Consider the following 19,330-nt stretch of genomic DNA (forward strand, 5'->3'; position numbering starts at 1 on the left):
GCGCCGCCTGCTGCGCGTGCAGATCGACGACGCCATCGAGGCGGACAAGGTCTTCACGATGCTGATGGGCGACGAGGTGGAGCCGCGGCGCGACTTCATCGAAACCAACGCCTTGCGCGCTGGCAACATCGACGTTTGACGTTGACGCGGCCCCGCGCAACGGCTTGAATCCGCTCATGCAAGTCCCGGCCCTTGTCACCGAGCGGAGCGAAGCCATTGCAGCGCTTTGCAAGCAAGCTCACGCGCGGCGGCTGGACCTGTTTGGCTCCGCCGTCCGGGAGGACTTTGACGCCAGGTCCAGCGATCTCGACTTCCTCGTCGTGTTCGAAGACCTCCCGCCCGTGCGTTATGCCGAGGCGTTCTTCGAACTGAAGCGCGGCCTGGAACGGCTGTTCGCCCGGCCGGTCGACTTGGTGGTGGAGCGTGCGATCCGCAACCCGTACTTCAAGCAACGGGTGAGCGCAGAGCGGCAGCCGGTATATGGCGCCTGACCTGCGCAAGTACATCTGGAATGCCAAGGAAGCCGCCGCGCGTGCGCTGCGATTCACTGCCGGCAAATCCTGGACGACTACCTGGGTGACGAGCTGCTGCGCTCCGCTGTCGAGCGCCAGTTCCTGATCCTTGGCGAAGCCCTCGGGCGGGTGCGTCAGTTGGATCCCAACCTGGCATCACGCATCGCCGATCTGAACCAAGCCGTGGCCCTTCGCAACCAACTGGCCCATGGCTATGCCGAAATCGACGACGCCATTGTTTGGGGTGTCGTTGCCGGGCCGCTGGAGCAGATGCTCAGCGAACTCGAGTCGCTTTGATTTGCGGCAGGACTTGCCTCGGGTCCATCAGGGATAAATCGTTGCTCATTGGGCGACGATCGTTGCCACGCCATTACATGTCGATTTAATGCCATTAAATCGACATCTAAGGGCTCTCATGTCGACGCAAGCCCGGTGCGCCGACACGAACGTGAGGCGCATCCCCTAAGCGTCAGGCGCTGGGGCGTCGTCGGCGCTGGCCGGGCCGATCACCCCTCTGTCGCGGCGAAACGATCGCGCAGCGGGTCGAGCAGCGGGCCGTAGCGCTGCCCCGGCGTCGACGCGGCGCGCATCGGCTGGCGCACCTGCAGCGCGCTCGGCGTGCGGATCGCGCGCGCCGTCTCGTGAAAGCGCAGGCAGGCCGGCTCGAAGTCGAGGCCGCAGGCGGCCAGCAGCGCGTGGATGCCGGCGTTCGGGTCGGCGACGAGGTCCTCGTACCGTTGCACGACGAAGCGGCCCGGGTACCGCTCGGCCCAGAAGCGGGCGAGCGCTTCGTAGGCGCGCCAGTACGCCGCGAGCCCGTCGAAGCTGTACGTGAAGTGCACCATGCCCGGCCCGAAGAGCTGCTTGTAGCAGGACCACGCGGTCTCCACCGGGTCGCGGCGGCAGTCGATGATGCGAGCCCCGGGCAGCATGCGCATCACGGCGCCGGCATAGAGCCAGTTCTCGGGCAGCTTGTCGGTGGCGATTGGCTTGCCGGTGCGCCAGCGCGCGCTCGCCCGCAAGTAGGCGTCGCCGAGCCGCCGCCAGTCAGCGTCGCTGGCATCGGCGGCCCAGGCCGGGAACGGCTTGCCGCGCCGGCGAGACTCGGCGTCGAGCAGCTGCGGCAGGTACGGCAGCTCGCTCGCGCCTTCGACCTGCGAGTGGCTCGCGAGGATCTGCTCGACAAGCGTCGTCCCCGACCGCGGCAGTCCGACGAGGAAGATGATCTCGCGCCCCGGCCCGTCCTGCGGCGGCGGCGGCGCGCCGGCGAACGCGGCGCGGATCGCGTCGACGTGGCGCGCGAACGCCGCGGTGTCCCACGGCCGCGACGCGCGCGCCGCATCGTTCGCCGCGCACAGGACCCGGAACGCGTCGGCGTGCCGGCCCGCGTTCTCCAGCCCGTGGCCGAGGGCGAAGCGCAGGAACAGCCGTTCCTCCGCCGGCATCGTCGCCGGCGGCGCGGCGGCCTTCGCCTCGAGCTGCGCCAGCTCGTCGGCGGTCATCGGCACGACCTTCAGGTCGGCCAGCGTGAACCACGCGTGCGCGACCAGCTCGCCGCGCGCGATCAGGTGCCGGCAATCCGCGGCCGCGACATCGCCATGGCCGAGCGCCGTGGCGCAGCGTGCGCGTTGCAGCCGGGCGAGCGGCGCCGCCGGGTCAAGCGCGACGGCGCGCTGCACGGCGTCGTATGCCGCCGCCGGCTCGCCGGCGTTGTCGTGCTCGAACGACAGCCCCAGCCAGTCGGCCGATGTCGTCGCGTGTGCCTCGCCTTCGCGCAGCGTCGCGACCACCGCAGCGTGGTCGTGCGCGTGCTCCTGCGCGGCCGCGAGCTGCGAGCGGAGGTCGAAGTCCCCGGGCCGCTGCGCGAGCGCGCGCGCGAGGTCCTGCGTTGCGCCTTCCCAGTCGTCGTCGCCGGCGCGGCAGACCGCGCGCAGGCGCAAGACCTCCGGGTGATCCGGCGCGCTGCGCGCCAGATCGAGCAGCAGCACCCCCGCGTACATGCGGTCGCCCGCCTGCAGCGCCTGCGTGGCGCGGGCCAGCTGCTGCACGTCGGCAGGCTTCAGCCCGTGCAGCGGATCGCTCGACACGGCGCGCTTCATGCCAGCCTCGCGACGAGACGCGCCGCCTGTGCGATCGTGGACTTGCCGGCGCCGGGCAGGCCGGTCAGCCAGAGCACTGCGGCGCGTGGCAACGGTTTGCCGCCGCCTTCATCGGGAACGGGTCGTGAAATCATGCGGCGGATTGTGGCGCCGCGCGCGGCGGGCTCGGCGGCTGTCGCCGCGATGCGCCTCCCGCGAGCCAGCGATGACAAGGACAAGGAAAGCAAGGTCGACGACTTCCGCGCCGCCATGGCCTGGCTCATGCTGCAAGCCGAAAGCGCCGTCGGCCGCCAGCGCTACAAGGGCCTGGGCGTGCTGCGCGTGCAGATCGACGACGCCATCGAGGCGGACAAGGTCTTCACGATGCTGATGGGCGACGAGGTGGAGCCGCGGCGCGACTTCATTGAGACGAATGCGTTGAGGGCGGGGAATATCGACGTTTAATTCTTGTAGAGCGACCCATAACGTGAGAATTTGAGCCCCATAAGCCGAGAAAGCTATGGGGCTCTCGCACTTAGTTGAACCGAGCTACGGTTCTGCTACGGCTAGAACGAGCGCAAAAATAGGTTGCAATAAAAATCAGTAGCGTGCTACAGTTAATTCCATCGACATGGAGATGAACGCCGTGGGCTACAGCAACCAGGACTATCAATCACGCAGCCGCCGTTTGGCGCGACTGTCGCGTCACGCTGACAAGCGTGCACAGCAGCGCTGCATCGACAAGGCATCTCTGCCGCTGGTGTTGGCGTACGGCCAGCGCGAGTTCGATGGCAAGGGAGGCATCCGCTACCTGATGACTTCTGACTCCGTCGCGTCGCTGCAGCGAGCCGTCGGTCGCACCCAGCAGGTCGAAGCGCTCGCCGGCGTCTACGCCGTGGTGAGCACCGAGGACAACACGGTCATCACTGTGGGCCATCGCTGCGCCTGAAGACGGGGACGCTGAACATGATTCGATCCGAATCCCCCGCTGCCCGCGCCTACTTCCAACTGATGGAGCTTGCCCGCAAAGATGGCTACGGCGATGCCTGGCTCTTTGCATTGGCCTGGCTGGCCGCCGGCCGCATGGTCACTGTTGGCAACGCCAACGTCGCTGCGAACATCCATCAGCTGGCTGAACTCGACACTTGGAAGGCGCTGCTCGAAGCGGGCTACCCCGCGGAAGGCATGGACCATGCTGTTGCTCAGCGCACGTCCATGTCGATTCAAGACCTGGGGCGTCGTGCGGCAGCGACCAGCATCCTGGTCGAGCTCCATCGCGAGCTCGGCGATCTGCCTTGGGATGTTCTCCCCTGGTTCGTTGACGGTGGAACCCGGCGACTTGAGGCCGAGGGCACCGTTGTCCCCGAGCTGGCTGCCCTGCTGTTCGATTTGCTTGGCGCCCCGAACGACTGTGAACTCTGGATTCCCTTCGATCTTCGGGGACAGCTGACGGTTGAAGCGTTGCGACGGGGGTGGCGCGTGCTGGCTGCTTCCCCGCTCCTGGCTTGGACGCTTCCCGCGCAACTGCTTCTAACCATCGAAGCTGGCCACCCGGACCATCCAAAGGTCCGCCGCGATGTCGACCGAGACAGTGCAGGCCGCCCAATCAGTCGTGCCAACTACTCACTGGTCATGCCGCCGTTTGGCGTTCAGGTGAAGGACAGTCGCTTGGCGATGTGGGATGCCAGCGGCGGCAAGGGTCTCGAGCAGTTCGCCCGCAGCGAATCCTGGGCGATTCACGAGTTCGTGAACCGCACCAACAAGCGGGCAGTCTTCGTGGCAACTCAGGGCGTGTTGTTTGCCAAGGGTCAGGAGCAGCGCCTTCGCGAATATCTCCTTCATCGCGGCGGTGGGTGCAACGAGGTCGAGGCCGTCATCTCGTTACCGCCAGGCGTGTTTGGTGCGGCAGGCATCGCAGGCGCGCTGCTCGTCGTCAAGCCGGGTGGTGGCAACGACGACGTCTACATGGCCGACCTCGGCAGCGGCCGGAGGTCGCTGCAAGAGGCGGGCGACATCGTCGCGGCCGGACACGAAATCGCGCTGGGCAAAGTGACGACTGACAAGGCTCGACCCGTCAGTCGCAACGAAATCGCAGCGAACGAGTACAGCCTGGCACCGTCGCGCTACCTCCGTCGCGTCGCAGACCTTGGTGCGAGCGCCGTTGCCCTGGGCGACATCTGCACGGCGTTACGCCCGCCAACAACGTCCAAAGACCCAAGCCCATTTGAGGTGGCAGAAGTCGGCCAGCAGGACCTGAACCACTGGCAGACCATCAGCCACGAACTCGAGAAGACCACTTACCTAAAAGCATCTCCGAAACCCGCCGTACTGGTACAGCCTGGCGACATCGTGTTCTCCATCAAAGGGACGGTGGGCAAGGCGGCCTTGATGGGCGGCGCTGCGCAAGACCGACCGACGGTGGTCTCACAGAGCTGCCTGGCACTGCGGCCATCGAGTGACCGGGTCATCCCGCAATACCTGCTCATGTACCTGCGGTCACCTCACGGGCAAGCCCAACTGGAAGGGCTTCAAGTCGGCGCAGGTGTTCAGCACATCAGCCCGAGCACCTTGCTCAACATGCAGGTTCCAGTGCCTCCGCTCGAGGCCCAGCGGGAGGCTTGCGCGGACTACGACCGGCTCTGCGAGCTCGAAGCGCAGGTCGCCCAGCTGCAAGGCGAAATCGGCGACCTGACCAAGCATCGCTGGCCCGCGGAAGTGCAGTAAGCACCGGCGCCATCCATCAAACAACAACAGACAACAGAACCCACATGGCCCAACAACTCACCCTCGACACGCTCGAAAGCTGGCTCTGGGAGTCCGCCAACATCCTGCGCGGCTCCATCGACTCCTCGGACTTCAAGAACTACATCTTCGGGCTGCTGTTCCTCAAGCGGTTTAACGACGTGTTCGAGGATCGCGTCCAGCAACTGCAGGACGTTGACGGCCTCAGCAAGCTGGACGCCCTGGCGGAGGTCCAGGACAAGTGGGGCGCCTTCCCGCCTGACGCCCGCTGGCCCAACCTGATTGCCCGTACCGAGAACATCGGAGAGGCGCTGGACAAGGCCTTCGCCACCATCGAGGCCAACAACACCGAGTTGCAGCATGTGCTGACCGCCACGCAGTACGGCGACAAGCGCGTGCTGTCGGACGCCACGCTGCAGCGCCTGCTGCGGCACTTCAACCAGTACCGCCTGGGCAATGCAGACCTCTACAAGGCCGACATGCTGGGCGATGCCTACGAGTACCTCATCAAGCAGTTTGCCGACGACGCCGGCAAGAAGGGTGGCGAGTTCTACACGCCCAAGGCCGTGGTGCAGCTGGTGGTGGAGCTCATCGACCCGCAGCCCGGCCACAGCGTGTACGACCCCACTTGCGGCAGCGGCGGCATGCTTGTGGAAAGCGCCCACCACATAGCCAAACTGCCCGATGGCACGCTGATCGGCGACCGGCCCAACGCCCTGCTCTATGGCCAGGAGAAGAACCTGGGCACCTGGGCTATCGCCAAGCTCAACCTTTATCTACACAACATGCGGGCCGAGATTGAGCGAGGCGATACCCTGGTGGAGCCCAAGCACCTGGACAGCGGCTACCTCAAGACCTTCGACCGCGTCATCGCCAACCCGCCCTTCTCTGCCAAGGCCTGGTGGACGCCGCTGGAGCTCGAAGCCGAAGCCGCCAAAGACAGCGAAGGCGGCGAAGGCAGCAACAAAAAGCCCAAGCCGCCCAGCTACAAGACAGTCAGCGACCCCTTCGGCCGCTTCACCTACGGCGTGCCGCCGCGCGGCTATGCCGACCTAGCCTTCGCCCAGCACATGCTGGCCAGCCTGAAGGCCGACGGCCGCATGGGCATCATCTTGCCGCACGGCGTGCTGTTCCGCAGCGGCGAGGAAGGCAAGATTCGCGAGGGCTTGCTGTTCGGCACTGATGCCGCCAGCGGCAGCCAGCCGGGCGACCTCATCGAGGCCATCGTAGGGCTACCGGAAGCGCTGTTTTACAACACCACCATCGCAGCCTGCGTTCTCGTTCTCAACAAGCGGAAGCCAACCGCGCTCAAGGACAAGGTCATCATCATTGATGCCTCCCGAGACTATGAGGAGGGCAAGGCCCAGAACAGCCTTCGATCAGAGGACATCAACCGTATCGTTGCGGCGCACCGGGCGGCGTTTTCCCAGCAGAAGGAAGTTGCGCGTTACAGCCGCATCGTGCCGTTGCAAGAGATTCGCGACAACGGCGGGAACTTGAACATCAGCCGCTACATCGAGACAGGTGAGGCTGAAGTGACCGTAGATGTGCAGGCAACTCTCGCGCTACTGTCTGAGCTGGCAGCTGAGGAGGCGAATGTTGATGACCGGCTGAACGGATTCCTGGCCGAGCTGGGCCTGCGGGGAGCACGCCCGTGAAGCAAGTAGCGGCAGTCACTCATCCCGTGTTTCGACCTCTTCCGGCAGGTTGGCGAATTGCATCGCTCGCTGAGATCACGGTCGAGAGTGCCGAGCGAAACAACGCCAAGTTGAACGACGCATTCCTTTTCGGGGTCAGCAAATCAGCTGGACTCATCCCGATGAGAGACCGAGTCAAGGGAGCGAGTACAGACCGGTGCAAGGTAGTTAAGCCGAATGCATTCGCATATAACCCAATGCGGATCAACATCGGCTCGATTGCACGAAACGAGACAGTCCACACCTTGATGGTTAGCCCTGACTACGTGGTGTTCGAAGCTCAAACAGAGTGCTTGCTGCCCGAGTACCTAGATCACTTTCGGAGGTCGCACGCCTGGCAGAGCTTTGTGGGTGCAGCCGGGGACGGGAGTGTGAGAGTCCGCATCTATTACGACCATCTCTCTCAGCTCAGACTGCCGCTTCCACCCCGCGTCGAGCAGCAAAAGATCGCGGCGATCTTGACGGCTGTGGACGATAAGCTGGACGTGATTGCGCGCCAGATTGAAGCCACCCAGACCCTCAAGCAGGGCCTGATGCAGACGCTGTTCAGCCGGGGAGCAGGTACCCAAGACGGCAGTGGCCGCTGGACTCCCCACGCTGAACAGAAGGCAACCACGATTGGCGCAGTCCCCGCCTCATGGGGCGTTGAGCCGCTCGACCGACATGTTTCGAAGGTAGGAAGCGGCGTTACTCCTAAAGGTGGAAGCACCTCCTATCAGAGCAGCGGTGTACCTCTCATCCGGAGCCAGAACGTCCTGGTGGGGCGACTGTCATTGGACGACGTCGCCTACATAGACGAGGTCCAACACGACAAGATGCGGAATTCGGCGTTGGAGCCTGAGGACGTGCTCTTGAACATTACTGGGGCGTCTATCGGGCGGTGTGCAGTGCTACCCCGCGACTTTTCAGAGGGCAACGTCAACCAGCACGTCTGCATCATCCGAACGCTGCCCAGCCTCAATCCGCACTTCCTCTGCCAGTACATCAACTCTTCCTCTGGCCAGAAGCAGGTAGCCAAGTTCCAAGCTGGTGGGAACAGGGAAGGGCTGAACTATCAGCAGGTGCGCTCCTTTGACGTGCCGGTCCCAAGCGGCGCCGAACAAGAGAAGATCGTTGACCTCCTGGAGGCATTTGACGGCAAGGTGCAATGTCTTGAGCGAAGCCAGTCGCAGCACCAGACTCTCAAACGCGGCCTGATGCAAAAGCTCCTGACCGGCGAATGGCGTGTCAAGGTCGACATCGAGATGGCGGCCTGATTCCCATGGACGCCACCGCCTCGCCAGCCGTCGACGGCACCCGCCTGGCCGAGCTGCAGCGCGCCGCGCAGCACAAGCTGGGTGGCTGCCTGCTGCGCCTGCAGCAGTACGAGCGGCTGCTGAAGGCCATGGTGGCCAACATGGACCTAGCCGGTGAGCCCGACCAGTTGCAGGCCGTGCGAGATGAGCGAGTCGCCGGGGTTCAGAAGACAACCTTGGGTGGGCTGGTGAGCCTACTGACGGGCAACTACCTTAGTGCGGAGAGCGGCTCGGCACCTGCAGAGTCCGACGCCACAAACCGCAGCAGTAGCACCCTCTGGTTCAGCTTCCAACAACGCATGGTGATGAGTGCGGACCGCTATGAGGCGATCAAGGCCGAACTGAAGGTGCTGGTGGACCTGCGCAACGAGCTGGTCCACCACCTGCTGGAGCGCTTCGACCTCGGCCAGCTCGACCGCAGTGAGGCGGCTGTGGCCTACCTCGACCAGAGTCGCGCCATCATCGACAAGCACTACCAAACCTTGCGCACTTGGGCCGAGCAGATGGACCACGTCCGAGCGTTCGCTGCGTCCTTCATGGACAGCCCGGCCTTCAAGGAAATGCTCATCGACGGCATCGCGCCGGACGGCCAGGTGCACTGGCCCATCAGCGGCATCGTGAGCAGCCTCCGTGAAGCCGAGCAGGGGCTGGCCACGTCAAGCGGCGTTGGGTCCTGGATCGAACTGAACGCCGCCATTGCCTGGATTGGCAAGCACCATCCGGATCAGACGCCCAAGCGCTACGGCTGCAGCAGTTGGCGTCAGGTGCTGCACGAGTGCCGGCTTTTCGAGGTCAAGAAACAGGCGCCCACAGAAGGCGTCAACTCAACACATGGCACGGTGGTTTGCTACCGTAGCCGCAGGGAGGAATGAACAACATGCCACGCGAGCAAGCAAAGAGGCCGTCATGAGCCAGTCGCCCGAGAAGACCGGGGTGGAGACCCTGGCGTTGGATTGGCTCGTCAAGCTGGGCTACACCCACCTGCCGGGCAACGCCGTGAAGGTGGAGCACCGCCACCTGGCGCCGGTGCTGGAGGACGTTTTGCGCCTGCGCCTGCTGTACCTGAACCCCTGGTTGGCTGAGGCGCCTGGTGGGGTGGCGGCAGCGCTGATCGAGCTGCGCAAGCGCGCTAACGACGACTTGCTGCCGGCAAACCAGGCCGTCTGGGAGCAGGTGCTCCACCGCTCGAATATTCAGGTGAAGGACGTGGCGGGCCAGCCGCGCAGCGTTCGCTTTCTGGATGCGACCGACGCCAGACGCAACGACTTCCATGTGGTGGACCAGTACGTGGGCCGCAATGCCGATGGCGAGCTGTTCCGCCCCGACCTGCTGCTCTTCGTGAACGGCCTGCCGCTGGTCATCATCGAGTGCAAGGCCAGCCACCACCGGCTGGACGAAGCACTGGCTCAGTTGGACGGCTACCAGCGCAGCTTTGCCGCGCAGTTCGTGTTCAACCAGGTCTGCGTGGGCTTGAATCGTCGTCAAGGTCTGTACGGCGCCCTCCTCACCAAACCGGCCTTCTACGCACGCTTCCGGCTGCAAGCGGCGGAGCTGGCTACCGTGCAGGCCTTGCTGGGCACCGAGCCCAGCGAGCAGGAGCAGTTGCTTTGGGCACTGTTTGAGCCCGGCCGCTTTCTGGAGCTGGTGGCCCACTTCGTATTGTTCGAGACACGGGACGGCAAGACGGTCAAGAAGCTGCCGCGTTACCAGCAGTGGCGGGCGGTTCGCAAGACCGTCGAGCGGCTCACCAGCGCCACGCCCCTGGGCGGGGTCATCTGGCACACGCAGGGCAGCGGCAAGTCGCTGACCATGGCCTTGCTGGCACGGCTGCTGCGCGCCGATAGCACCGGTCTGGCCAACCCGACGGTGTTGGTGTTGACCGACCGTCGCGACCTGGACAAGCAAATCTTCGACACCTTCCATGCGGTGGGCATCCGCGCCATCCAGGCGGTGTCGGTCGCCGGCCTGGTGAGGATGCTGGGCAACGACTACGGCAGCGTGTTCACGAGCACCGTGCAGAAGTTCCAAGAAGGCGATGAGCCTGGCTCGCCGGCGGACGACGGCGCGGACCATGCTTCAGACGAGTCAGACGAGTCAGACGAGGTCTTGCGAGCCACGCGGCACCGGCGCGTGCGTGAGGGCAAGGAGTTCTTCATGGTGGAGGAGCGCAACGAGCACTTCGGCCAGCATGACGCGGACGGTGTGCTGCTCGACCCCAAGTGGCTGGAACTGAAACGCGAGAAGGTCAACTTCCGCGTGCTGAGCGCCAAGCCCAACTTCTATGTGCTGGTGGACGAGGCCCACCGCAGCCAGTACGACTTCCTGGCCGCCTTCATGCGCGCCAGCCTGCCCAACGCCAAGTTCATCGCCTTCACCGGCACGCCGCTATTGAACGACGACAAGCACACGCTTTCGGAGTTTGGCGGGCAGACCTACATCGACGAATACAGGCTGCATGAGGCGGTGGCCGACGGGGCGACGCTGCCAATCAAGTACCAGGACGCCTGGGTCAAGCTGGCGGCCGATGTCAAGCTCGATGCAGCCTTCAACGAGCAGTTCGCCAAGGCGTCCGAGGCCCACCAGCAGGCCCTGAAGAAGGAGTTGCTCGCGCGCTGGCGCAAGGCCGGCGACCGCATGGAGCAGGTGGCTGCGCACCTGGTGGAGCACTTCGTCAGCCACGTTCAGGCCAAGGGCCTGAAGGCCATGCTGGTTTGCAACGGCCGCGACATGGCCGTGCGCTACAAGGACCTGCTGGACGAGCTGATGAAGCAGCGCACCGCCCAGGGCCTGCCCACCTTCCAGAGCAAGGTGGTCATCTCCCTCGCAGGTATCACGGGCACGCGGACTGGTGCCACAGTGGAGGAAGAGGCGGCCGAATACAAGCTGCCGGTCACCAAAGTGCAGAGCATCGAAGAGCGCGTGCGGGATGAGCTGAAGGCGGGCAAGGAGCCCGTCGCGATGCCCACCGAGCAGGTTGGCCACTTCGTGGGCAAGCTGTTTCCGCTGCCCTACGGCGACGAGAGCAAGGGCAAGGATGGCCAGCCTCATGCCAACAACGTGGGCCTCATCATCGTGTCCGACATGCTGCTGACCGGCTGGGACGCGCCCATCGTCAGCACCATGTACCTGGACAAGCCGCTCAAGGAACACACGCTGCTGCAGGCGATTGCGCGGGTGAATCGCACGCTGCCGGGCAAGAACGCCGGCTACATCGTCGACTACCACGGCGTGGTGGATCACCTGGACCAGGCGCTCAAGGTCTACGGCGGCGAGGTGCAGCCGGCACAGGTGTGGCAAGGCGTGGAGACCGAGCTGCCGAAGCTGCAAAGCACGTTGGAGCGCATCCTCAAGCTGCTGCCCAAGAAGCACGACCCGGTGAGCGAGCGCGAGGCCTACAAGGACGACGCTGAGCGATTCCTGGACCCCGCCACCCGCCTAGATGCGGTGGAAGACTTCCTGGAGCTGGCCAAGCATTTCAACCGCAGCATCGACATCATCCTGCCGGATGTGCGGGGCGTACCGTTCAAGCCCTACTTCACCCTGTTCGGCGAAATCCGGCTGATGCTGCGCGACAAGCTGCCGGATGCGAACTACCGCGAGCGCATCACCAAGTTGGAGTCCGCGCTGCTGCAGCGCTTGCTGGACGAGTACATCGCCGCCAGCCCAGCCAAGAGCTTGCTGGGGCGTGAGGTGTCGATCCTGGACGCCAGCGACATGGCACGGCTGAAGCAGTTGGCCAGCCCCGGCAGCCAGGCGCTGGTGATGAAGAACCAGCTCAAGCACACCATCGTCACGGGCCGCGACAAGGACCCGGCCTTCTTCGACAAGCTGGCCGAAGAGCTGGAAAAGCTGCTCGAGGAAGAGAAGGCTGGCCGCATCAGTCAGGCGCAGTTCCTGGAGCAGCTGGAGCTGTTCGGCCAACGGGTGGCGGACAAGGACAAGACCGGGTTCCAGAAGCCCGCGCACTCGGCGGTGTTCCGCTACCTGGCGACGCTCCTTGGTGAGGACACCGCTCGCGCGGCCACGACCAAACTCTTCGAGGACGAAGCGCTGAGCCACACGCTGGCGGCGGGCAACTGGAAGCAGATGCTCGATCTTCACCCCGAGATTCGGGACCTGCTGCGCAAGCTGCTCGTGCCGCTGGCTGGCTGGGAGCGTTCGGTGGCTCGTGAGCATGCCGGCCGCATCCTGGACATCCTGCTCAAGAACTGACCCCATGCCCCGGCTGCAGTACGGTCAGACGACCATCGAATGGCGCTTCAAGACGGACGCCACGCTCAAGCGGCACTACGTGACTGTGGAGCGAGGCCGACCCGTGCTGCTGCGCGGCCCAGCGGTCTGCCTGGCGGAGCAAGAATCCCTGGTGAGACAACGCGCGCGCTGGATTCGCGAGAAGCAGGCCTTGGTGGACCTGCCAGCGTCGGAAGAGCAGATCGTCACCGGCAGCAGGTTGCGCTACTGCGGGCGGACCTACTTCACCGAGGTGAAGCACTCGCCAAAGCTGGCTTACCCCACACTGCGCTTCACGGCTTCGCGCTTCGTGATCGAGAACCCGGCAGGGCGCAGCATCGGTCCGGAAGCCTTGGCGCCACTGCTGACTGCTTTCTACCGAGACCGCGCGCACGAGAAGCTGCTGGCGCGAGTCCGCCACTGGGAGCGCCAGTCAGGTCTGCAGACGCGGGGCGCCCGCATCAGGCATTTCCAAAGCCGCTGGGCCAGCTGCAATGCGCAGAACGTCCTGGAGTTCCACCCGCGGGTGATGGAGCTGCCAGCCAGCGTGCAGGACTATGTCGTGGTGCACGAGCTCTGCCATACCGTGGAGAAGAGCCACACGCGAGCTTTTTGGGCGCTCGTGGCTCGGCAGATGCCGGACTGGCGGCGGCAGCATGAGGTGCTGGAGCGAGCGGCGTTTGGCGACATGGTCTAGCGCCGCTCGCCCGGCGCCTTCCAGCGAAGCAGCGCTGCGACGGGGTCAATACTGTCGACTAGTGTTTGGCGCTCAAACGAAAAATACAACAGGATTCCCAAAAGAGAATATTTATAACTTTGCTTGGAGCTTCTATGTTCGAGTTCTTGCAAGATCAGAACCTAAAAGAAAATATTCACTCAGCCAAGAGTCGCGATGATTGGGAACAGGTGTTCCGACACCTAGAGATGTTTGGGCCCTTCACGGCAGCGGCTGCCGAGTGTCCATTTTCTGTGGTTACACCACCTATTCTGGAACCGAAAGAGGAGTGGTGTTTCACTAGGGATCCCGCTATTGACGAAGCGACCTGGAAACGTCTTACCAATAGCAGCTTCATGCCGCTGGACAGAGCGCTCCTTGAGCGTCGAGCTCTGACGGATCTTGTGAAGATCTCAGAAACGCCTGCCACTCACCCCCTGATCGACCTGGACTATGGGTTGGTATTGACGCCCGGCGGTCGTATGCGGAACTTCACTCTGGACTACGCACACTTGCTACGGGTGCAGCGCTTAGACAAGCACTATGTACAGTATCCATCCGCAATTTTCTCTGTGGGCGCGCTGCGTGCACGCGGCGTGCTAAATCTTCCGTCGGAACAGTCCTGGATGGTTCCGGAGTTTGAGATTCATGATCGCGCTGGGATAGACCAAATTCTCGGCAAGCTGCGCGAACGACTGGGAAAGAACGCGAAAGCCGAGCTGTGGTTTCGAGGTCAGACTAGCGACATCCTGCTCGATGGCGCATTGGGTTCAGAGCAACTGTGTCCTTGGCGGAATACTCGAGACTCTTCCCTCGTGCCAAGCCTTTACAGAGGAGCATGGCATGGAGGAGACTTGAAAGCCTATGCTGAGAAGTTGGTCAGGATACAAAAGTACGTGGGGTTCGCTGGTCGGCATTTGCGTATTCAACCATTCACCGTTCGTGCACCTAGCGAGTTATCCAAGGAAAAACTTCCCGAAGAATGGAATTCCTACGCAATATCTTTTAGTAGCCATCAAACTGATGCAAGCGGAAAGCATCTTTCTTCACGAGACTATCACCATGCGTTCGACGGCTTGCAGCGGTCATTTTTCTTGCAGCACTACGGGTTGCCGTCGAACATTCTCGATATAACAAAGGATGTCGACACGGCACTATTCTTCGCGCAAAACAGGATTGACGAAAATAAACGCGTGGTAGAGGCTCCTGAAGGAGCAGCTGTCTTGTATGTCTTTATATTACTACCAGGCATTGATAGATTTCTCGACTCGGAAACGCTATCTGAACGCTTCGGACTGTTGCGACCTGCGCGCCAAAAATGTGGGTTGCTATGCGGCGCTTCGTTCATTAATCGAAATCATTATGCGCGCTATATCAGCCTTAAGTTCCGGCTGCGCCGAAAAGTGGAGTATCACTCGAAATTGACAGCAGAATACATCTACCCTCCCCGAGAAGAGGATAGCTTCCTTGACGCACTTCTGAGATTCGCCGAGAGCGAGGGGCCGGAGTTGGGCAATGTCACGCCATTTGTTCCAAATCTAGGGCTTAAGGTAATCGGCTAACCGCCTGAGTCGCCGCTGCAATCGGTGACACAGCCCGCGAAATCAATTCGGACCTAAGGTATGCCCTTGGCGTCACCCCCAACAAGTGATCTTGATACCGCCCATCGCGGTACATCTACCCGTTGCGCCCCAGCGCCGTGACGAACACGCGCCCTTCTCGACCCCGTGTCACCGGCTCACCGGGTTGTCGGCACCCATGCCGTTTGAAACCTGCTGGACCAGATCTTCTTGGGATCGTCGCTGCACTCATCCACGGCCAGCACGGGTTTGACCTTCATGCCGTGCGGGTCGCCTCACCGCCCCGCCGCCCCCAACAACCCCCGCTGCCGCAGCCAATCCTCCACTCGCCTCGGCCAAGCCGATGCCGTCCCCAGCCCGTCCCGCATGCCAATGCCATGCCCGCCCTGCTCGAACAGGTACAGCTCGGCCGGCACGCCGGCGCGGGTGAGGGCTTGGTAGTACAGGAGGCTGTTCTGCACCGGCACGGTCTTGTCGCCCTGGGTGTGCAGCAGCACCGTGGGCGGGGTGGCGGCCGTCACCTGCTGCTCCAGAGAGGCCAGCGCCAAAAGCGCCGGGCTGGGCGCGTCGCCGAGCAGGGCGCGGCGTGAGCCGGCGTGGGCGGCGGGGTCGGTCATGGTGATGACGGGGTAGACGAGCACGGCGAAGTCGGGCCGGGCGCTGACGCTGTTATCCAGCGCGGCGCCGGTGCGGCCGTCCGCATGGTCGAACAGCGTGCTGGCGCTGGCCGCCAGGTGGCCGCCGGCGGAGCTGCCCATCACGCCGATGCGCTTGGGGTCGACACCGAACTCGGCCGCGCGCGAGCGCACCAGGCGCAGCGCGCGCAGCACGTCCTGCAGCGGCGCGGGGTGGCCCCACTCCTGCAGGCGGCTTTTCAGGATGAAGGTGGTGATGCCCAGCGTGCTCAGCCAGGCGCCGTACTGCTCACCCTCGCGCTGCCACGACAGGTAGCGGTAGCCGCCGCCCGGGCACAGGATGACGGCCGTGCCGTTGGGTCTGTCCACGGCGGGCGGCACGACGGTGAGCGTGGGCACCGACACGTTGGCGATGCTGCCGTTGGCGTCGACGCGCTCGGGGCCGAGGTCGCCGCGCGTGGCCGGCGCATCGGCCCGCATGGCGGCGGGCACGCCCTCGGGCCAGAGCGGCAGCACGTTCGGCGCGGGCGCGGCCTTGCTGAGCGGCGGCAGCAGGGTCAACAAGGGCGACAGGATCAACGGGCGGCGCTGCATGCGTGGGGCGGGCTCGGTCGCCCGTGCTCAGGTTCGTTGCGGTGCAGTTTGCCCGCGGGGCGCGCTCATGGCGGTGAGTGATTGGCGGCAGGCGCAGTTGTAGCGATTCGTGAGATCGCCATCGCCAGGGCGGTTGTGGGCATGCCAGAGGACACAATTGGCCCCAAATCACTTGGCACGACCCGTGTCGATGACATGCCGAGCGCGATTTCGCCGCCCCTGGCCGGCCCAACGGCAACCTGGGGTGCGCTTCGCGCCAGCACAACGAACCGCCCCTCTCAGTGATCAGAAAATTGATCGCGAGCTACCGAACTACCTATTGGCTTCTCCAGCAAGCATCTCTCCATGACCCGCACACCGCGCATTTCCCACCTGCTCCCCTGCGTTCTTGCCAGCGCGATCCTGATCGGCTCCGTCGGCCTCGCCAGCGCCGCATCGCATGCCAAGCCCCACGCTGCGGCCAAGAAGTCGAAGAAGGCTGCCGCATCCACCGCGCCCGAGATGACGACCGACGCGAGCGGGCAGTCGGTGCCGGTGCTCGAGAACAAGGCGTGGGTGTTGATGGACTTCAACACGGGCCAGCTGCTCGCGTCGTCCAACCCGGACGAGCCGCTGCCGCCGGCGTCGCTCACCAAGATGATGACCAGCTACCTCGTCGAGCAGGGCCTCAAGAATAGCAAGCTCAAGCCCGACGAGATGGTCACCATGAGCGAGAGCGCCTGGTGCCGCGGCGGCAAGGACGGCGACAGCTGCATGTTCGTGCCGCTCAACGAGAAGGCCTCCTTGATGGACATGCTGCGCGGCGTGGTCATCGCCAGCGGCAACGACGCCTCCAAGGCGCTGGCCGAACACGTCGGCGGCTCGGAGGCCGGCTTCGTCACCCTGATGAATGCCGAAGCCGCCAAGCTCGGCATGACGAAGACGCACTTTGCGAACGCCGCGGGCCTGCCCGACCCCAACAACAAAGCCTCAGCGAAGGACCTGGCCGTGCTGGCCGCGGCCATCATCCGCAACAGCGCCGAGTACTACCCGATCTACGCCGAGCGCGAGTTCACGTACAACAAGATCAAGCAGGGCAACCGAAACGCACTGCTCTACACCGATTCGACCGTCGACGGGCTCAAGACCGGGCACACGGAGGACGCCGGCTATTGCCTGACCGCCTCGTCCAAGCGCAATGGCATGCGCCTGATCTCGGTCATCATGAACGCGAACAGCAAGCAGGCCCGCGCTGACCAGACCCGGGTGTTGTTCAACTGGGGCTACGCCAATTTCGAGGAAGCGACGCCGGCCCAGGCGGGCGCTGCGCTGGCCAACGCCAAGGTGGTGTACGGCGTGGCCCCCGAGGTGGCGGCGGGCTTGGCCAAGCCGTGGACGCTGGTGGTGCCCAAGGGCCAGGCCGCCGCGGTCAAGACCGAGCTGACGCTGAACCCGGGCCTGGAGGCGCCCATCGCCAAGGGGGCGGTGATCGGCAAGGCGGTCGCGGTGGCCAATGGCAAGACGCTGGGCGAGGCGCCAGTCGTCGCGCTGGCCGACGTGGAGCGCGCCGGCTTCTTCCTGCGCATCAAGCAGCGCATCTCCGGCTGGTTCTCGAAATAGGCCGAACCCGGGTCGTCAGCGTCCGGTGGCGGCCCACCAGATGCCACCCCAGAGATGGTCCAGGTAGCGCTCGTCGCGGTACATGGCCTGGTTGTGGCCCAGCGCCGTGACGAAAACGCGGCCCTTTTCGTAGGCCTGCCACCAGCTCACCGGGTGGTCGGCGCCCATGCCCTTGGCGACTTGGCCGGGCCAGATCTTGGTGGGGTCGTAGCTGCGCTCGTCCACGGCCAGCACAGGGTTCACATTCACGCTGTGCGGGTTGCTGAATTCGTACCACTCGTCGCTCCAGATCCACTTGTCCGGCAGGCCGAAGGTGGCGGGGTGGTTGGCGTCGGTCTTGGTGACGACGGCCGTCTGCAGCATGGGGTGGATGACGAAGGAGCGGCCGACGAGCTTTTCGTACCAGGGCCACAGGCCGGGCTTGCTGATGATGGCGCGGTGCACGACGACGGCGTTGCCGCCGGCCTTCATGTAGCGCTCGAAGCCCGCGCGCTGAGCCTCGTTGAACTCCTCGCCCGAGCTGTTCAGCAGCACGACCGCCGCATACTTGCTCAAGTCGCCCTCGAAGGCGCCGGGCTGGGCCGTCCAGGTCAGCTCGAAGGCGTGCAGCCTGGCCAGCTTCTCGAAGCTCTCGCGCGCCACCGGGATGTACTCGTAGTGGTACTTGGTGGGCATGGCCAGCACGAGGACGGCGAACTGGGTGTCGGCAGCCAGGGCCGGCGCGGTGGCCACGGCGGCGGCCACCGCGAGGGCGTTCAGGGTTTTCTTCATCGTGCGGCCGATTCTTCCAGCAACCACCCGCCCAGCTGCCGCATCGCCGCGGGCGTGCGCGCCAGGCTGCGGTGGTTGGTGCCGGCGAGCTGGTGCACGGTCACGGCCGAGCCGGCGCGCTGCAGGGCGCGCACGAGGGTGTGTGAATGCGCGTGCGGCACCTGGCGGTCCTGCTCGGCCAGCAGCACCAGCACCTCGCAGTTCAGCGCGCGGGCGGCGGCGACGCTGTCCAGCGGTGAGCGCAGCCAGGGCGTCAGCGGCGCGAGCAGCAGGTTGCGCCGCAGCACCGCGCGCAGGCTCTTCAGCGGTGTGATCAGCGCGACGCTGGCCACCGGGCGGCCGGCCGCGGCCAGGCGCGCCGCGAGCTGCATGGCCACGCCGGTGCCCAGGCTGCGCCCGGCCAAGTGCAGCGCGCCCGGCGGCAAGCCGAGCCGCGCCAGCCCCCAGGCTGCGGCGGCTTCGGCGTCGGCCACGCAGGCGGCCTCGGACGGCCAGCCGCCGCTCTCGCCCAAGCTGCGGTAGTTGAAGGCCAGCAGCGCGCAGTCGTCGGGCAGCCAGCCGGCAAGGTCGGGCGTCCAGGCAACGTTTTCATTGCGACCGCCAAACCACAGCAGCAAGCGGCGGGGTGGCGTGTCGCCCACCGGCACAGTGAGCCAGCCCTGCAGCTGCACGCCGCCCGGGCGCGCCAGCCAGACGGCCTCGCTGCGCCGGCGCGCGGCGGCGGGGCCGGGGTCAGTGCGGCGGATGACCCAGGTGCGGCCGAACAGCAATTTGCCCTGCAGGACGATGAGGGCAGCCGGCAGGGCAAGCAGGAGAAGCAGGGCACAGGCCCAGGGCAGGAGAGCGGTCAGCGGTGGCATGGGCCGAGGCTAGGCCGCCTGC

Annotated in this window: 16 protein-coding genes and 2 pseudogenes; 13 read left to right on the top strand and 5 right to left on the bottom strand. The window is 64.7% G+C overall.

Annotation, left to right across the window (positions count from 1 at the left end; translation table 11 throughout):
• From ASC91_RS30120 to ASC91_RS30125, 3 genes and pseudogenes are all read left to right on the top strand, one after another.
• Positions 1 to 139 (top strand): annotated as a pseudogene (locus ASC91_RS30120) (hypothetical protein); the annotation flags it as partial.
• A 37-nt stretch (positions 140 to 176) separates the two neighbouring features.
• Positions 177 to 491 (top strand): nucleotidyltransferase family protein, encoded by a 315-nt coding sequence (locus ASC91_RS01210; protein ID WP_056191290.1) that lies wholly within the window; start codon positions 177 to 179, stop codon positions 489 to 491.
• Between the two features lie 81 nt (positions 492 to 572).
• Positions 573 to 809 (top strand): DUF86 domain-containing protein, encoded by a 237-nt coding sequence (locus ASC91_RS30125; RefSeq protein ID WP_268795229.1) that lies wholly within the window; start codon positions 573 to 575, stop codon positions 807 to 809.
• Positions 810 to 1,018: 209 nt separating this feature from the next.
• On the opposite strand, the gene ASC91_RS01220 is transcribed toward ASC91_RS30125, so the two are convergent.
• Complete coding sequence (locus ASC91_RS01220) at positions 1,019 to 2,611, bottom strand: sulfotransferase (RefSeq protein WP_056191294.1); 1,593 nt, start codon at positions 2,609 to 2,611, stop codon at positions 1,019 to 1,021.
• A complete protein-coding gene (locus ASC91_RS29130; protein ID WP_157280997.1) occupies positions 2,608 to 2,745 on the bottom strand; it encodes an adenylyl-sulfate kinase in 138 nt (45 codons plus the stop codon). The genes ASC91_RS01220 and ASC91_RS29130 overlap by 4 nt, the downstream gene beginning before the upstream one ends.
• A 61-nt stretch (positions 2,746 to 2,806) precedes the next feature.
• On the opposite strand from ASC91_RS29130, the pseudogene ASC91_RS01225 reads away from it, so the two are divergent.
• The 9 genes and pseudogenes from ASC91_RS01225 to ASC91_RS28655 form a co-directional block, all read left to right on the top strand.
• Positions 2,807 to 3,055, top strand: a pseudogene (locus tag ASC91_RS01225) (hypothetical protein); the annotation flags it as partial.
• 166 nt (positions 3,056 to 3,221) lie between these two features.
• Positions 3,222 to 3,539 (top strand): DUF4258 domain-containing protein, encoded by a 318-nt coding sequence (locus ASC91_RS01230; RefSeq protein ID WP_056191298.1) that lies wholly within the window; start codon positions 3,222 to 3,224, stop codon positions 3,537 to 3,539.
• A 17-nt stretch (positions 3,540 to 3,556) separates the two neighbouring features.
• Entirely contained in the window at positions 3,557 to 5,314 is a 1,758-nt protein-coding gene (locus tag ASC91_RS01235; protein WP_082532320.1) for a type I restriction-modification system subunit M/S, read from the top strand.
• A gap of 44 nt (positions 5,315 to 5,358) precedes the next feature.
• Positions 5,359 to 6,990 carry a class I SAM-dependent DNA methyltransferase gene (locus tag ASC91_RS01240; RefSeq protein WP_056191301.1) on the top strand — a complete coding sequence of 544 codons (1,632 nt, stop codon included), beginning with the start codon at positions 5,359 to 5,361 and terminating at the stop codon, positions 6,988 to 6,990.
• Between the two features lie 236 nt (positions 6,991 to 7,226).
• Positions 7,227 to 8,285 (top strand): restriction endonuclease subunit S, encoded by a 1,059-nt coding sequence (locus ASC91_RS01245; protein WP_056191302.1) that lies wholly within the window; start codon positions 7,227 to 7,229, stop codon positions 8,283 to 8,285.
• Positions 8,286 to 8,290: 5 nt separating this feature from the next.
• Positions 8,291 to 9,196: an OST-HTH/LOTUS domain-containing protein gene (locus tag ASC91_RS01250; protein WP_056191303.1), complete on the top strand. Its 906-nt coding sequence runs from the start codon at positions 8,291 to 8,293 to the stop codon at positions 9,194 to 9,196.
• A 34-nt stretch (positions 9,197 to 9,230) separates the two neighbouring features.
• Positions 9,231 to 12,536, top strand: coding sequence for a type I restriction endonuclease subunit R (locus tag ASC91_RS01255; RefSeq protein ID WP_056191304.1), 3,306 nt, complete (start codon positions 9,231 to 9,233; stop codon positions 12,534 to 12,536).
• A 4-nt stretch (positions 12,537 to 12,540) separates the two neighbouring features.
• Positions 12,541 to 13,251: a M48 family metallopeptidase gene (locus tag ASC91_RS01260; RefSeq protein WP_056191305.1), complete on the top strand. Its 711-nt coding sequence runs from the start codon at positions 12,541 to 12,543 to the stop codon at positions 13,249 to 13,251.
• A gap of 134 nt (positions 13,252 to 13,385) precedes the next feature.
• Positions 13,386 to 14,831: an FRG domain-containing protein gene (locus tag ASC91_RS28655; protein WP_082532322.1), complete on the top strand. Its 1,446-nt coding sequence runs from the start codon at positions 13,386 to 13,388 to the stop codon at positions 14,829 to 14,831.
• A 293-nt stretch (positions 14,832 to 15,124) separates the two neighbouring features.
• Here ASC91_RS28655 and ASC91_RS01265 read toward each other — a convergent pair whose 3' ends face one another.
• Positions 15,125 to 16,078: an alpha/beta hydrolase gene (locus ASC91_RS01265; protein WP_056191307.1), complete on the bottom strand. Its 954-nt coding sequence runs from the start codon at positions 16,076 to 16,078 to the stop codon at positions 15,125 to 15,127.
• 345 nt (positions 16,079 to 16,423) lie between these two features.
• Between ASC91_RS01265 and ASC91_RS01270 the strand changes: the two genes are divergently transcribed.
• Positions 16,424 to 17,677 carry a D-alanyl-D-alanine carboxypeptidase family protein gene (locus ASC91_RS01270; RefSeq protein WP_082532323.1) on the top strand — a complete coding sequence of 418 codons (1,254 nt, stop codon included), beginning with the start codon at positions 16,424 to 16,426 and terminating at the stop codon, positions 17,675 to 17,677.
• A gap of 15 nt (positions 17,678 to 17,692) precedes the next feature.
• Here the strand turns inward: ASC91_RS01270 and ASC91_RS01275 are convergent, their stop codons facing one another.
• The gene (locus tag ASC91_RS01275) at positions 17,693 to 18,448 is read right to left on the bottom strand and encodes a ThuA domain-containing protein (protein ID WP_056191309.1); all 756 of its coding nucleotides are present in this window, start codon (positions 18,446 to 18,448) and stop codon (positions 17,693 to 17,695) included.
• Positions 18,445 to 19,308 carry an alpha/beta hydrolase gene (locus ASC91_RS01280; RefSeq protein ID WP_056191311.1) on the bottom strand — a complete coding sequence of 288 codons (864 nt, stop codon included), beginning with the start codon at positions 19,306 to 19,308 and terminating at the stop codon, positions 18,445 to 18,447. Before ASC91_RS01280 ends, ASC91_RS01275 begins: the two co-directional genes overlap by 4 nt.
• Positions 19,309 to 19,330 lie beyond the last annotated feature (22 nt).

Source organism: Pelomonas sp. Root1237 (genome assembly GCF_001425055.1).
Taxonomy (GTDB): domain Bacteria; phylum Pseudomonadota; class Gammaproteobacteria; order Burkholderiales; family Burkholderiaceae_C; genus Pelomonas.